General features: G+C 36.4%; 11 protein-coding genes. 4 read left to right on the plus strand and 7 right to left on the minus strand.

Annotated features, from left to right (window positions below; translation table 11 throughout):
* The first annotated feature begins 197 nt into the window (after window positions 1-197).
* A complete protein-coding gene (gene clpP / locus B3C16_RS13825; protein WP_291132690.1) occupies window positions 198-854 on the plus strand; it encodes an ATP-dependent Clp endopeptidase proteolytic subunit ClpP in 657 nt (218 codons plus the stop codon).
* 71 nt (window positions 855-925) lie between these two features.
* Complete coding sequence (gene clpX / locus B3C16_RS13830) at window positions 926-2,158, plus strand: ATP-dependent Clp protease ATP-binding subunit ClpX (RefSeq protein WP_121311885.1); 1,233 nt, start codon at window positions 926-928, stop codon at window positions 2,156-2,158.
* 242 nt (window positions 2,159-2,400) lie between these two features.
* Here clpX and B3C16_RS13835 read toward each other — a convergent pair whose 3' ends face one another.
* The 3 genes from B3C16_RS13835 to B3C16_RS13845 all read right to left on the minus strand — a co-directional run bounded on the left by B3C16_RS13835 (window position 2,401) and on the right by B3C16_RS13845 (window position 7,013).
* A complete protein-coding gene (locus B3C16_RS13835; protein WP_291132692.1) occupies window positions 2,401-4,596 on the minus strand; it encodes a TonB-dependent receptor domain-containing protein in 2,196 nt (731 codons plus the stop codon).
* A 256-nt stretch (window positions 4,597-4,852) separates the two neighbouring features.
* The gene (locus tag B3C16_RS13840; RefSeq protein ID WP_291132694.1) at window positions 4,853-6,382 is read right to left on the minus strand and encodes a GH3 auxin-responsive promoter family protein; all 1,530 of its coding nucleotides are present in this window, start codon (window positions 6,380-6,382) and stop codon (window positions 4,853-4,855) included.
* 19 nt (window positions 6,383-6,401) lie between these two features.
* Window positions 6,402-7,013 (minus strand): N-acetylmuramoyl-L-alanine amidase, encoded by a 612-nt coding sequence (locus tag B3C16_RS13845; protein WP_121311881.1) that lies wholly within the window; start codon window positions 7,011-7,013, stop codon window positions 6,402-6,404.
* 85 nt (window positions 7,014-7,098) lie between these two features.
* On the opposite strand from B3C16_RS13845, the gene B3C16_RS13850 reads away from it, so the two are divergent.
* The gene (locus B3C16_RS13850) at window positions 7,099-7,893 is read left to right on the plus strand and encodes a DUF2797 domain-containing protein (RefSeq protein ID WP_291132697.1); all 795 of its coding nucleotides are present in this window, start codon (window positions 7,099-7,101) and stop codon (window positions 7,891-7,893) included.
* 63 nt (window positions 7,894-7,956) lie between these two features.
* Here B3C16_RS13850 and B3C16_RS13855 read toward each other — a convergent pair whose 3' ends face one another.
* On the minus strand, window positions 7,957-10,572 hold the full coding sequence (locus B3C16_RS13855; protein WP_291132699.1) for an AsmA-like C-terminal region-containing protein: 2,616 nt from the start codon (window positions 10,570-10,572) through the stop codon (window positions 7,957-7,959).
* Between the two features lie 178 nt (window positions 10,573-10,750).
* Here B3C16_RS13855 and folK point away from each other — a divergent pair, with 178 nt between their 5' ends.
* Entirely contained in the window at window positions 10,751-11,884 is a 1,134-nt protein-coding gene (gene folK, locus B3C16_RS13860) for a 2-amino-4-hydroxy-6-hydroxymethyldihydropteridine diphosphokinase (RefSeq protein ID WP_121311878.1), read from the plus strand.
* Between the two features lie 5 nt (window positions 11,885-11,889).
* Here folK and B3C16_RS13865 read toward each other — a convergent pair whose 3' ends face one another.
* The 3 genes from B3C16_RS13865 to B3C16_RS13875 all read right to left on the minus strand — a co-directional run bounded on the left by B3C16_RS13865 (window position 11,890) and on the right by B3C16_RS13875 (window position 15,132).
* On the minus strand, window positions 11,890-13,992 hold the full coding sequence (locus tag B3C16_RS13865; RefSeq protein ID WP_291132702.1) for a T9SS type B sorting domain-containing protein: 2,103 nt from the start codon (window positions 13,990-13,992) through the stop codon (window positions 11,890-11,892).
* Window positions 13,993-14,059: 67 nt separating this feature from the next.
* The gene (locus B3C16_RS13870) at window positions 14,060-14,590 is read right to left on the minus strand and encodes an RNA methyltransferase (protein ID WP_291132704.1); all 531 of its coding nucleotides are present in this window, start codon (window positions 14,588-14,590) and stop codon (window positions 14,060-14,062) included.
* Between the two features lie 77 nt (window positions 14,591-14,667).
* Complete coding sequence (locus B3C16_RS13875; protein WP_121311875.1) at window positions 14,668-15,132, minus strand: DUF1573 domain-containing protein; 465 nt, start codon at window positions 15,130-15,132, stop codon at window positions 14,668-14,670.
* Window positions 15,133-15,227 lie beyond the last annotated feature (95 nt).

Genomic DNA, 15,227 nt, shown 5'->3' on the forward strand with positions numbered 1-15,227 from the left:
AGTAATTTGGCGCTTTTTTTATTTATTAGGAGCTTTTTCCAGCTTTCCACTGTATCTTTTTATTGTTTGTAAAACAATAAAAAGGATGCCGTTCCAATCTGGGCTAAAGTAACCTTTTCAGACACAATGTCATCTTTATAAAAAGGCATAAAGTTTGACTAACCAAACAGTATTAAGAACCATAACTCAAATTTAAAATGAACTACGGAAAGGAATTCAAAAAATTTGCTACTAAAAAACACGGCGTAAACAGTATGTATTACGATAAAATCGTGAGTAGCATGACGCCTTATATTATTGAAGAACGTCAATTAAATATTTCACAACTCGACGTATTCTCGCGTTTGATGATGGACAGAATCATCTTCATGGGCACCGGAGTTGACGATTATATGGCCAATATCATCCAAGCACAATTGCTGTTCTTAGAAAGTGTTGACGCTTCAAAAGACATCCAAATCTATATCAACTCACCAGGCGGAAGCGTTTATGCCGGTTTAGGAATTTACGATACGATGCAATACATCAGACCTGATGTAGCCACCATCTGTACCGGAATGGCAGCGTCTATGGGTGCGGTTTTATTGTGTGCCGGAGCAGCAGGAAAACGTTCGGCATTACCACACTCAAGAGTAATGATTCACCAACCATCAGGTGGCGCACAAGGTGTGGCAACCGATATGGAAATCAACTTAAAAGAAATGTTGAAACTGAAAGACGAATTGTACCAAATCATCTCACAGCATTCAGGGCAAACTTTCGAAAAAGTACACAAAGATTCTGAACGCGATTACTGGATGATTGCCGATGAAGCGAAAGAATACGGAATGATTGATGAAGTGTTAAGAAGATAAATGTGTCGAAAGTCAAAAGTCCAAGGTCAAACGACTTTAGACTTTATGGCATTAGACTTTAGACTAAAAGAATGGCAAAACAAGTTTTAGAATGTTCCTTTTGTGGACGAAAAAAACCGGAAACCAATTTATTGATAGCCGGAATAAATGCGCATGTTTGTGATCGATGTATTGAGCAGGCACACGGAATAGTTTTAGAAGAATTAAAAGGCTCCGGCGGTATAAAACCCTCAGTCGATTTGGTTTTGAAAAAGCCGAAAGAAATTCGCGCATTCCTTGACCAATATGTAATCGGGCAAGACCAAACCAAAAAAGTAATGTCGGTAGCCGTATACAATCACTACAAAAGATTGATGCAGCTCCAACACGAAGAAGATGTTGAGATAGAAAAGTCCAATATCATTATGGTGGGCCAAACCGGAACCGGAAAAACATTGGTGGCAAAAACCATCGCCAGAATGTTGGACGTTCCTTTGGCCATTGTTGATGCAACAGTATTGACAGAAGCCGGTTATGTAGGTGAAGATGTGGAAAGTATTTTGACACGTCTGTTACAAGCTGCAGATTACGATGTACCCAAAGCCGAAAGAGGCATCGTCTTCATTGACGAAATTGATAAGATTGCCCGTAAAAGTGACAATCCATCAATTACGCGTGATGTTTCAGGTGAAGGTGTGCAACAAGCTTTACTGAAATTGTTAGAAGGAACTATGGTGAATGTTCCGCCAAAAGGTGGTAGAAAACATCCCGACCAAAAATTCGTTGAAGTCAATACCAAAGATATTTTATTTATCGCCGGTGGTGCTTTTGACGGCATCGAAAGAATCATTTCTAAACGATTGAATCGCCAAGCCGTAGGTTACAATACATCAAAAAATGCAGACGGCATTGACAAAGACAATTTGTTGCAATATATCATTCCTAAAGACATCAAAGATTTTGGTTTGATTCCTGAAATCATTGGTCGTTTGCCGGTGCTAACCCATATGGATCCTTTAGACAAGGCCACTTTGAGAGCGATTCTAACCGAACCTAAAAATGCCTTGATTAAGCAATACGAAAAGTTATTCGCAATGGACGATGTGAAATTTACCATTTCCAATGAAGCTTTAGATTATATTGTAGAAAAAGCGTTAGAATACAAACTCGGCGCTCGTGGATTGCGTTCGTTATGCGAAGCGATACTTACTGATGCGATGTATGATTTGCCAAGTTCTGATGAAAAAGAACTTCACATCGACTTAGATTATACACACGATGCGTTGACTAAAAACTTATTAAAACGTTTAGAAATAGCGTCTTAAATCAGGATGCTACAAGTGCAAAAGGGAACTCATTAGTTCCCTTTTTTTATTTCTTACCGTTGACTTTTTTCATTTCCGTACAGATTTTGTTTAATTCCTGTACATCTTTTGTACAATTCCCGTACATCTTTTACATGATTCCTGTACGGAAATTAAAAATTGCATCGGTATCAGTTGAAAAATGGGGCTTTACCAACTCAAAAAAAATCCCTCAACAGAGGGATTTTTTGTTTATACTTTTCTTATTTCATGAATCCGCCACCGGATTGGTTTTTCTCGATGTTGATTTCAGTATTTTCTTTTTTCAGACTCAAGTCGCCAAAGTTATAGGTTAACGAAATTCTGAATGTTCTTGTATCCGGTTTTTGGTAAAACTTAGTTTCCAAATTGGTCGAAGAAACCAAAGCATTAATTTCATTAGTATTGAAAACATCAAAACAATGCAATCCGATTTTTAAGTTTTTGTTCATGAATTCTTTATTGAATGAAATGTCAAACTGCTGAATCGGTTTGGTAATTTGATAGATTTCCCAGGTGCCTTTTGGCAAAATAAAATACGACATCGAATTTTTGATTCCCCAAGGTAAAATAAATTGTGCTTGCGCCGAATAGTTCCAAATAGGTTTGTTTTTAAACGAAAAGTCATAACCTTCGGTAGTGGCTTTGATGTAATTGACATTAAAGAAAATATAATTCATATTGTCCATATTGTTCATGCGTTTTTTGAACTCTTCTTTGCTTTTAAAGAAATAATCCAACGGAACCGGGAATGAAGCAAAGAAACTCAAGGTTTTGGTCTTGTCAAATTGTTGAAAGGTTTGATTGCTGACCAATTCTCCGGGTTCGGCATTAATAATAAAACGGTTGATGTCTTTGGCAATAGTGTAGTTTCCGCCTAAACTCACAAACTGAAACGCATTAAGTTTCAACTCAAAGTTGTCAAAAAACGTTGGATCCAAAAAAGGATTTCCTTGCGAAGTGTTGTATTGGTCAAAGTTGGCAAAGTTATTCGGATCCAAAACATTGTAATCCGCTTGTTGGATTTTCTTTGAATAAGAAGCCGACAAATTCATGTTTTCATTGATTTCATACATCGCGCTGACATTCGGGAAAAAGTTGGTGTTTTTGAAATTCACCTTGGTTTCATCGCCTTCTTGGATCGCTATTCTGTCAACTTTGTAGTCTTCAAAACGAAGACCGGCAGTAAAATTGAACTTCTTGATTTTCTTTCTGGCTTCGACATAAAAAGCCAAATTGGTTTCGTCATAATCAAAATCTACTACCGAATTGGAAGCCGTATTCAAATTGTAAATTCCTTTGTCCTCTACTTTGATGTAATTGAATTTTCCACCGGTATTGATAGAGAAATTGAATTTATTAAACGGAATGTTAAAGTCGTATTTCAAATAATAATTGGCCAAATTAAAGTCGATTTTTCCATTGAAGAAAGTCGATTCTCCATTGTTTTGACCGGTTGAGATTGTGTTTGGATTGCGATTGAAAAAGTTGCTGTAAGCCGTGATGTCAAACGTTCTGCCTAAAGTGTCTAATTTAGTTCTGTATTGCAAACTCAACTCGTTTACACTATTTTTCATTTTCGAATGGCCATTGTTAGAGAAATCAATTCCGGTTCCGGTTGTTGATGATTCATTGACAATTCTATCGTTTCCTAAATTCAAATTGTAGTTGAATAATAAATTCGATTTTTCATTCAACTTGTAATTGGTTCCGGTTCTGAAATATAAATTACGATTGGTAAATTTCGCCAAATTCTTTTGGTATAAATTTTCCTCAGGAGAAAAAGAAGTGAAAGTTTGATCGTTTCTATTGTTGCTTTCACTGTCAATGTAATTGTACCCTAACATGGTTTGCCAGCTCAAATCTTTTACTTTTCCGTTCAATAAAATCTGCGGACTTGGTTTTTGGTATTTGTTGAAGTTGTAATTGATGTTGAAACTCGCATTCAACCCTTTTTTCCGTTTGGTACTCGTTACAATATTGATGATCGAGCCACTGGCATCCGCATCAAAAGAAGCGCCGGGATTGTAGATTAATTCTACTTTTTCGATAGCATTGGCTGGTAAAGTTGACAAATAGTTTTGCAAATCGGTTCCGCTTAAAGAACTTGGTGCGCCATCAATATAAATGGTGACACCTTTGCTGTTTAATGTAATGGTTCCGGTAGGCGAAGTAATTACACCGGGAATTTTTTTAACAGCTTCCAAACTGCTGCCGCTGTTCAACATCGCATTATCTCTGACGTTGATGGTAGTTTTGTCTGATTCGACTTTGAGATGCTGTTTTTTGTTGCCGTAAATGGTAACTTCTTTCAGCTCGTTGGTTTTTTCTGAAGATTTGTTTTCTTCTGTTTTCGGCGTTTCTTGCGCGAAAATTGAGCCCGTGACAAGTAAGCACAAGGCAATGCTTAGAGATTTCATTTTTGATTGATTTTTGATTGATGATTGTCTGTAAGACTTCAAATCAAAAAAAATGTTACAATCACAAAATGAATTTTCAGCAAATATTTTTTAACAAAGTAGTTGTTTTAGGCGTTTCAATATCACAACGTCCCGGACCGCAACCCAATCTTTTTGGACCACAAGAAGTTATAAAGCTAACTAATACAAATATTGCGAGGATTTTTTTCATTTGATTATTGAAATTTAAAGTTACTTGTTTCGAAGTTTCAGGATTTTATTTGGAATTTACATGGTGTTGCATATTCAACAATTGTTCCAAATAATCTCTCTGATTCGAAAGTCTCGGAATCTTATGTTGTCCACCGAGTTTGTCGTTTTCTTTGAGCCAATCATAGAATAAATTTTCTCGAGCGACATTGATTTTGAGTTCGTTCAATGTCATGTTGTTGTACCGTTTGGCTTCGTAATCTGAGTTGACCGACTGTATGTTTTCGTCCAATGCTTTTTGGAATAAATCAATGTTTTCAGGATGTTTTTTGAACTCAATCATCCATTCGTGTGAACCTTTCTCTTTGCCTTGCATATAAATCGGCGCAACAGTATAATCAATCACTTCGCAGTGTAAAGCCGAACAAGTTTTAGCCAAAGCCAAATCGGTATTTTCTACCATTAACTCTTCACCAAAAACATTAATATGGTGTTTGGTCCTTCCGGAAACTCTGATTCGGTATGGGTTTAATGAAGTAAAACGAACGGTGTCGCCAATCATGTAACGCCAAAGTCCGGCGTTAGTTGTAATCACCATTGCATAATTTTTGAACAATTCCACATCGGATAATCGAACGATTTTCTGGTTGGGTGTGCCAAAAGTATCCATCGGAATAAATTCATAGAAAATACCATAATCCAACATTAACAACAAATCATTTGAATAATTCAAATCCTGAATGGCAAAAAAGCCTTCGGAAGCGTTGTAAATCTCGTAATACTTAAAATCAGATTTAGGTAAAATCTTTTTGTATTGCTCGCGATAAGGTTCAAAACTCACGCCGCCATGGAAATAAACTTCCAAATTCGGCCAAAGCTCAAACATGTTTTCTTTTCCGGATTCGGTTAAAATTCGATTTAGCAAAACCAACATCCAAGAAGGAACGCCGGCAAAACTGGTTACGTTTTCGGTTTTCGTTTCATTGATAATTGCGGTGAGTTTGCTTTCCCATTCGCTCATCAATGAGATTTTATTGCTTGGTGTGCTACTGAATTCGGCCCACATGGGCATGTTTTCAATCAATATAGCTGATAAATCACCAAAGAAAGTATTGTTATTTTCATAAATCTGAGAACTGCCGCCCAGACGTAAACTTTTGCCTAAAAACATTTCAGAATTCTCGTTGTTGTTCAAATACATACACAATAAATCCTTGCTGGCTTTGTAATGACAGTCTTCGAGCGCTTCGTTGCTGACCGGTATAAATTTGCTTTTTGCATTGGTCGTTCCGCTCGATTTGGCGAACCATTTTATGGGTGTGTTCCAAAAAATATTCTGATAACCTTGACGTGTTTCTTCGATCAATGGCTCCAAATCTTCATAAGATGAAACCGGAATTCTTTCAGCAAAAGTTTGGTAAGACTTGATGCTTTCGAAATCATATTTTTTGCCTAAAACCGTTTCGTCACAGTTCCGAATCAAATTCATCAACAACTCATCCTGAACTTCATGCGGGTATTTCAGAAACAACTCAATCTGATGAATGCGTTGTTTCAAAACCCAGGATGCGATAGAGTTAATGATTGGATAGAGCATATTTTGGATTTAAGAATTATTATTTTAACCCTTCAATAAACTCTAAAATGGTTTTGGCTATTTCATTTTGACCCTTTTCGTTGGTTAAATAGTCTTTGTCATTTTGGTTACTGATAAACCCCATTTCAACTATTACAGCAGGAACTTCTGATTTGGATAAAATCCAAAAAGGCGCTTTTTTTACACCGCGATTATTCAAAGGGATGTTTTTTGCAATGACTTCACTCAACTTATTGGCCATTTCTTCGGATTTCAAAGCAGCGATAGATTTGTCTGAATAAAAGGTTTCGATTCCTGTGGTAGTGGAGTTTTTGTTTGAATTGGTATGAAGTGAAATAACCAAATCTGGTTTGATTTTGTTTATAAAATTTGCTCTTTCTTGTAAAGATAAAAAGTGGTCTTCCGTTCTGGTGACATGAATTTTTATATCAGCATCGGTGTTCAAAGACTGAATTTTTTTGGTGACTTCGACTACGATAGATTTCTCAAGAGCCTCTTCATGAGTTGCTCCTAAATCATGTCCGCCATGACCGGCATCAATTACGATATTAATCTCCTTTTTTTCGGCAGTGATAAAAGATAAGGTTGCAAATGAAACAACCAGCAAGGCAACTTTGAATAGGTTTTTCATGGTAAATAAGATTGGGTTAGACGTAAAATGATAACGCTAATATACTAATTTTATTATACTTTTATCCAAAAAACAGAACAGTAGCATGACTTACGAAGGCGTACTCACCAAAATGCAAACCGAATTCTCCAATCCGATTCAGTATTATCTGGTGTTTGAGAATAGTTTTTTGAGCTTAAACCAATTGTTAGACAAGTCATTGGAAATCTCATTTCAAGGTTATCAATGTTTGAATTGCGGTAAAAAGAAAAAGATTTTCCGCCAAGGATTTTGCTATGATTGTTTTATGAGCTCAGCCGCAGCAGGTGATTGGATTATGAAACCCGAATTGAGCACAGCGCATTTAGACATCGAAGACCGAGATTTAGCCTACGAAAAGAAAGTACAGCTACAACCGCATATTGTTTATTTGGCCTTATCGAGTGAAATCAAAGTGGGCGTAACCCGGAAAACCCAAGTGCCGACGCGTTGGATTGACCAAGGCGCTGTTCAGGCTATTCCGATAGTGGAAGTGCCAAATCGTTATTTGGCCGGAATTACCGAAGTTGCTTTAAAAAACCATTATGCCGATAAAACCAATTGGCAAAAAATGTTGAAGAATGATGTGCCTGAAGTTGACTTAATGGCTGAAAGATTAAAATTAGAGCATTTAATTCCAGCAGAAGTTCAAGAATTTTTCAATCCCAACAAAGAGGATTTATATGAATTGCAATATCCTGTTTTGCAATATCCGAGTAAAGTGAATAGTTTGAGTTTAGACAAATCGCCTAATTTCTCCGGAAAACTCACGGGTGTCAAAGGACAATACTTGATGTTTGAAGACGGAACCGTTTTCAACGTTAGAACTTTTGAAGGTTATGTTGTTAAGATAAACGTTTAAATAAAAAACCCTTTCTGTTGAGAAAGGGTTTACTTCGTCAGTTCGCTTCGCTCGTGTCTTTTTTTATTTTGTCGGCGTCGGCGTTGTTGGTTCCGTTTTGGGTGCTGTTTTTTTCTTTTTGTTGAATAAATCTTTGATTAAGTCGTTGGCTTTGGTTTTAACATCTTCTTTTGGTGTCGTTGTTTTCGATGTATCCTTTGGCTTGGTGTTATTGCTGATGAAGTTTCCAAGTGCTGAAGTGCCTTGTTGAACGAGTCTATCTTTCTGTTGTTTGACCAAGTTATTGACCAAAGTCGTTGTGGCTTGTTTGAGATCAGTAGTTACATTTGGATTTTTGAAATTCCCGGTAAGGATTGCGTTTATCGGAATAGTTTCAAATTTCTTAGCATCTGTCGGAGTTAGTTTTCCAATTAAATTATTGATGTCGTTGCCTAAATATTTTGCAGGGACATCCAACTTCACATTGTAATTCATCAATTGGTCAAAACCGTGTGTTCCACCAATAGTCGCTTTTATATCTTGGTATTTGATATCAAAAGGTTTTACGTTGACTTTTCCGTCTTTGAAAGTTAAGGCCGCTTTTAAATCGTTTAAGTTTAATTTGGTCAAATCCACAAAACCTAACTTATTGTCCAAAGCCGTCAATAAAGTCGAGTTGCTTGAATTCACTGTAGTTGAAAGCAATTGTCCCAATAAATCCCCGGTGATACTTTTTAAATCAGGCGTCATTTCTTTCGCGTCTAAATTTCCGGACAATTTGATTTTTGAATTCAGTTTTCCGTTAATCACTCCCGCAATCGGTGCAATTTTTTTCATCATCTCCAATTGGGTAAATGTTTGTTGAATGTCAACTCCGTTTAATCCTAAATCCATGTTGAATTTGGGCGTTTTTTCTTTGGTAGAAACATCACCATTAAACGCAATTGAACCCCCGAAAATATCGGTTTTACCGTTTTCTAAAGTCGCTTTTTGGTCTTTGATAATGACTTTTCCGGAAACGTTTTTCAACACTAGATTGTCATACAAAACCGTGTTGGCTTTGGCTGTTAAAGAACAATTTAAAAAAGCCGGAATTTTCATTGGCTCGCTGGCTTTAGCTTCTTTAGTTGTTTCAGTTCCGGTCGTCATAAAGTCATTTACCGCCAACTGATTCGAATTCAGATTGAAGTTTCCTTTCAACTCTTGGTTTTTAAATATAAAGCCATAGAAATTTTCCAAAACTCCGGTTACGGCTAAATCGGTTTTGCCGGTAGTGGCATTGAATTGTGTCAAATTCACACGACTTGGATTAAAAGAAACCAAAGCCTTGCTGATTTTCATCGTTTTGCCGTTTTCGTCTGTATAGTTGAAACCGGTTAAATCCATCGTTCCTGAATTTTTGATTCGGGCATAATCACTTTTTTCTACCGATTGCATGTCGAATTCCGTTGTTACATCGGCTTTTAAAACTCCGGTTAACGGTTTGTCTAATTTTACCGGATAAGCTTTCGTCAGGTTACCTAAGTTGATTGTTCCTTTCAGTGCCGCATTTACCAAAGCATTTTCGGCTATATTTTTAATATTCGCTTTTGCACTGAAAACATCTTGGTCAATCTGGAAAGATAATTTATCCAAGTTCACATAAGTATCGTTCATCACACCGGTTTCGTTGATGATTTTGGTATCGATGACAATATTTTGAACTGATTTCGGCAAATTCGGATATTGGAATGAAGCATTATTGGAAGCAATATCGATGTTGAATTTTGGCACAGTAGTATCGGAAAGCAATCCTTTAGCAAAACCGGCCACCGTAAAGTCACCGCTGGTTTTCACGTCTTTTAAATTTGCCGCATATTGCGCCGGGATTAAGCCTAAGAAGTTTTTAAAAGAAGAAGTTGGCGTTTTGAATGTCAAATCATATTGTTGTCCGGCATCGACCATTTGGATAAAACCATTGAATTCTAAAGGCAATTCGTTGATTTTTGCTTTGTTTTCTTTGAAAGTATATTTGCTTTGGTCTAAGTCAATTCCGAGAACGGCATCCAAAGAAATGGCTATATTTTTCATGTAGTTCACTTTGTCCATGTCGAGTGACACTTTTGTCGTGGTTTTGGTGACCAAATCCAATTTAGAAGCCGCAAAATCTCCGGTTCCTTCATGATTGATACTGTCTAAAACCAACTTGATTTTTGACTTTTCATCATAATATTTAAATTTGAAATTCTCCACAGCATACTCTTTTATTTTTAGCGAAAGAGGTTTGCTTTTACCGTCATTGGCTTTGCTTTCTTCTTTCAGAGCGATATCGTAATTGCCAACACCATTTTTATTGATAATAATATTAATCAATCCGTTTTTAGAATCGATTCCGTCAATTTGCATTGGTTCGTCGTCACTATTGAAGAGTTGTCCAATAGCCATTTTCAGATTTAATTCTTCAAAAGCCACTAAAGTATCACCTTCAAATGGTGCTTTGTTGATGATAGACAGTTTTTCAATATTTACACTCGCATTCGGGAAGTTTTTAAACAAACTCAAATCGGCATCTGCGAAAGCTACTTTGGCATCGACTTTTTCATTGATAGCCGTTAAAATTTTGGCTTTGATTTGGTCTTTAAAGAAATATGGAATCGCAAAAGCGGAAATTACGAGTAACAACAAAACAATTCCGACTATTTTTAGGATTTTCTTTAACATGATGTGATAGATTTAGTTACGCATTGGCTAAACAAAAATAATGCCTTTTAGCCATAATATGGTTACTATTTAAAGAAGTTTTATGATTTTGGATTAATAGAATTGTTGAGAAATTGTTATTAACAGTCAGTTGGTTTTTGCCGTTATTCTGAAATAGTTTTAGTTAATTTGTGCTTCTATGAACAAGCAGCATCAAGTCATTTTATCTTTAGGTACTAATCAAGGCAATCGTCTCCAAAATATTGAGCGTTGTATTAATGATTTGCACAAGGAAGTTGGCACCATAATCCGAGTTTCTAAGCTTTATGAAACGCCTTCTTGGGGTTTTGAAAGCGAGAAATTTTACAATTGTGCTGTCGTGATGAATACGCATAAATCGGCACATCAAACTTTAGAAGAAGTGTTATTGCTTGAAGAAGCCATGGGAAGAGTTCGCGCAGATAATGACGGTTACCAAGCCCGAATTATTGATATTGACGTGATTGCTTTTGATGAAGAAATTATTGCTTCAGAAAAGTTGCAAGTGCCTCATCCTGAAATGCAAAACCGACTTTTTGTTTTGTTGCCAATGCGTGACTTAAACTTAGATTGGCGCCATCCGATTTTACAGAAATATTTGCATGAACTGTTGGTCCTTTCAGAAGACAAGAGCAATTGCAAAGTAGTTCAAAGCCTTGAAATTCCTATTGCTAAAATCAAGCTCGACCATTTTAACTACATCGCTATTGAAGGAAATATTGGTGCCGGAAAAACAACTTTGACCAATAAATTAGCAGAAGATTTTAATGCGAAAACCGTTTTGGAACGTTTTGCTGACAATCCTTTTCTGCCTAAATTTTACGAAGACCAAAATCGTTATGCTTTCCCGTTGGAAATGTCATTTTTGGCCGATAGATACCAGCAGATTTCGGATGATTTAGCGCAGTTTGATTTGTTCAAGGATTTTATCGTTGCGGATTATCACATTTTTAAATCTTTGATTTTTGCTAAAGTGACTTTAGCCGAAGATGAATTCCGGTTGTATAAAACGATGTTTGATATTATTTACAAAGAAATGCCCAAACCCGATTTATATATTTATTTGTACCAAAGCACCGAAAGACTTTTGGCAAACATCAAAACAAGAGGTCGAAGTTATGAGCAGGAAATTCCAGCCGAATATCTAGAGAAAATCAATAATGGTTATTTGGATTATATCAAATCACAAAAGGATTTGAACGTATTGATCATAGACGTGACCAATAGAGATTTTTTGAATAATCAAGACGATTATGTTTTTATTTTGGAGGAAATTAAAAATAAAATTCAATAGTTTTTTTATCTCAGCATTGAGAAATGCCCTTTTATTTCGGGCATGGTGTTGTCAATTTTGGCTACAAACCAATAATCGGTTGAAGGTAAAAGTTTACCATTATAAGTGCCATCCCAAGCCCAATTAGAATAGTTTAAAACCGTAATTAATTTACCAAATCTGTCAAAAATTCTCACTTCTGCATTGGCGTAGAAATTGGCACCTTTGATTGACCAAGTATCGTTAATATTATCTCCGTTTGGTGTGAAAAAATCTGGAATTGAGATAACTACAAATGGTTTTTGATCCGCACCACATTGATTTGTTTCTCTGACATAAGCGATATACATTCCGCCCTCATTTACCATAAAAACATTAGAACTCTGATAATTGATTCCGTCAAGAGAATACTCAAAATCACCACTTTGTGAGGTGTTGATGGTTACTTGTAAATCTGCGGTATCAATACTTGAAATTACAGGTTCAGGATTATAATTAATAGTGAAGGTTTTGGTTTTTGAACAATTTCCAGGCGCCGGTGTTGTTACGGTAACGGAGTAATTTGGAAGTCCTGTTGTGACAATGGTTTGGGTTGTTTCGCCTGTTGACCAAAGGTAACTCATTCCGGGATTTCCGGAACTTAAGGTAATAACATCATTTTCACATAGGTCAATGGTTTCGTCAGAAAGGATTGGTGTTGCATACACATTTACTTGAATAGGAACTCTATCTGATAAACAATTGCTAAAATTAGCTTCCGCATAAAAAGTAGTGTTTTGATGGATATTTGGTACTATAAAATGAGTTCCCAGAAAAATGGAATTTGTGCTTGTTGCACTATCATACCAAAACATGATTCCCGAAGAAGTTTCAACATCAATAATTGTATAAGCTTCATCACACATATAATGGAGAGAAGTATAGGTTAATATTGGCTTTGGAGTGACATTGGCAACAACAGGAGTTCTGTAAGTATCCGAGCAACCATTAAAATTGGCCGCTGCATAATAAGTGGTAGTAGAGCTTATACTTGGTGTGGTGAAATTATTTCCTGTAGCTATTGGTGTTCCGCCGGTTGAGGTAGTGTACCAATTGACTGTTCCGGTATTAGAAACAGCTTGTAAATTAACGGTTCCGGCTCCGCAACGAGTAGCTGTGGTTGTTGAAGTAATTGCGGCAATTGACATAGTTGAACTGGTTGCAATTTGTAATGTTGGGTCACCGGGCATTCCGCCATACTCAACTATGTAGCCTTTTGGTTGATAATCGCCGCTTGTTGTTCCTGTATTGGTTAAATCATTCCAAGAGCCAGTAATGCCCACGCCAGGAGCGGTTACGTGTGCGTAATTTTCGTTGCCCAAATTATTAGGTTCTCCAATATTCCAAAAGGCATAATTAGTCGTGAAACCAGTGAAATTTCCATTCCAAAAAACGGTTCCTATTTCAGGTCCGGTCATCCATTTCCAAACGCCTTCTGTTTCTTCGTCACTACCGCCAATCCATCCGGCACCGGTGGTTTGTTCTCCTGCAATTTGAGCTTCTTCTCCTGAAGTTATGGTTGCCAAATACCCTTGTAGTCCATAATAGGTGCTGGCTTCTGCTGCAGCTTTTGCTGCTGACCAAGTGATTCCGATGTTGGGAATATACAAATAATAATGTCCGTTTGAGGGAAGATAATTGGCTTGACCAACCGTTATAGAAAAGTTTCTTGTTCCCGATGGATTCGCAGCATTTGAAGAAAATTCAATATCCTCAATAGCAGCTTCCAGTTCTGTGTATGTTGGTTGTCCAGTGATGCCTGATAGTGTTAAGGTTCCTGTTGTGGCGTTCCAGGCCGTACTTATATTCGGATGGTTTCCAATCAAAGTCAAAGTGTCATCGCCTAAATCATATCCGGATGAAATTTGAACGTAAATGGCGTCTATTCCGGGGTCATCAGGATCTGTGATGGTTATGTTGGTTACAATCTTCATTGAAGTTCCGGGACAATAGGTTTGGTTTCCGGTCGCTATTAATATTGGTGCAATATTGGTGGTTTGTTTACTACACAATGAAGTTTTTACGCTCCCAAAAACAAAAGATGAAGAGCAGAACATTAATAATAAAAAGGCAATCAGTTTTTTTTTCATGGCCATAAAAATAATCAAATACTGACCTTTTTTATTATAAAATTATCTTAAAAAGTAAATTATCGCTTTAAAACTTCATTTTTTGGAACAAATCCCAAACGACAATTCCGGCACTAACAGATATGTTTAAAGAATGTTTAGTTCCAATTTGCGGAATCTCAATTGAACCATCACAAAGCTCAATTGCTTTTTGAGATACACCATAGACTTCATTGCCGAAAACCAAAGCATATTTTTTTTCTTTTTCTATGGCAAAATCTTGTAAAAAAACAGCATTTTCTACTTGTTCAATAGCAAAGACTTCGAAGTTGTCTTTTTTTAAATTTTCAATTACGTGAGTTACTTCTTTATGATATTCCCAAGCAACTGTTTCTGTAGCACCCAAGGCTGTTTTGTGAATTTCTTTGTGAGGAGGAATGGCGGTAATGCCACAGAGGTATATTTTTTCAATCAGAAAAGCATCAGCGGTTCTGAAAACTGAACCAATGTTGTGTAGACTTCTGATGTCATCAAGAATGATTGTGACAGGTGTTTTTTCGGCTTCCTTAAAGTCGGCGACTGATTTTCGTTCTAACTCTTTATTTTCAAGCTTTCGCATTTATTTTTTTTGACAAAGATATTCAAAAAAAAAGTCCCGACTAAATCGGGACTTTTCGAATTTATAATTAAGTATAATTAACTTTTTATAGGCTCAACTTTAGTCTCAGCAGGCAATACATTACCTTTAATAGTAAGAACTTTAGTTTCTTGACCTACAGCGTTTGATTTTATAGTTACTGTTTTAGTAAAAGGTTGTCCGGCTCTTGAAGTATCATATTTAACTCCAATTGATCCTTTTTCTCCCGGTTGAATTGCTTTTTCCGGTTTTGTTGGTACAGTACATCCGCAAGAACCTTGTGCGCTTTCAATGATTAAAGGTTTGTTTCCGTTGTTTACGAATACAAATTCTCTTTTTCCGTCAGAATTAGCAGGAATAGTTCCGTAATCGATAGTTTCGTTTTCGAATAACATTCCCGGTCCGTCTACTTTTGGAGCGTCAATTTTCGAAGCTTCTTTTTTAACTGCTTTTTTGGCTGTTTGAGCATTAGAAGTGGTAACGCCAAAAGTAACTAAGGCAGCAAGTAAAATTATTTTTTTCATTTTATAATGTTTTTAAGTTTCTGTAGCAAATCTATCTAAAATATAAAACCGAGCCCTTTTTTTTACCTTAATATTAAATTAATTTTTTTTGCGTC

Source organism: Flavobacterium sp. UBA7682 (assembly GCF_002482945.1).
GTDB lineage: Bacteria > Bacteroidota > Bacteroidia > Flavobacteriales > Flavobacteriaceae > Flavobacterium.

Bases quoted from the DNA above. Each gene is read 5' to 3' on its own strand.
- clpX (WP_121311885.1), top strand. From the start codon at position 926: ATGGCAAAACAAGTTTTAGAATGTTCCTTTTGTGGACGAAAAAAACCG.
- B3C16_RS13835 (WP_291132692.1), bottom strand. From the start codon at position 4,596: ATGAAATCTCTAAGCATTGCCTTGTGCTTACTTGTCACGGGCTCAATT.
- B3C16_RS13855 (WP_291132699.1), bottom strand. From the start codon at position 10,572: ATGTTAAAGAAAATCCTAAAAATAGTCGGAATTGTTTTGTTGTTACTC.
- B3C16_RS13840 (WP_291132694.1), bottom strand. From the start codon at position 6,382: ATGCTCTATCCAATCATTAACTCTATCGCATCCTGGGTTTTGAAACAA.
- B3C16_RS13875 (WP_121311875.1), bottom strand. From the start codon at position 15,132: ATGAAAAAAATAATTTTACTTGCTGCCTTAGTTACTTTTGGCGTTACC.
- folK (WP_121311878.1), top strand. From the start codon at position 10,751: ATGAACAAGCAGCATCAAGTCATTTTATCTTTAGGTACTAATCAAGGC.
- B3C16_RS13865 (WP_291132702.1), bottom strand. From the start codon at position 13,992: ATGAAAAAAAAACTGATTGCCTTTTTATTATTAATGTTCTGCTCTTCA.
- B3C16_RS13850 (WP_291132697.1), top strand. From the start codon at position 7,099: ATGACTTACGAAGGCGTACTCACCAAAATGCAAACCGAATTCTCCAAT.
- B3C16_RS13845 (WP_121311881.1), bottom strand. From the start codon at position 7,013: ATGAAAAACCTATTCAAAGTTGCCTTGCTGGTTGTTTCATTTGCAACC.
- clpP (WP_291132690.1), top strand. From the start codon at position 198: ATGAACTACGGAAAGGAATTCAAAAAATTTGCTACTAAAAAACACGGC.
- B3C16_RS13870 (WP_291132704.1), bottom strand. From the start codon at position 14,590: ATGCGAAAGCTTGAAAATAAAGAGTTAGAACGAAAATCAGTCGCCGAC.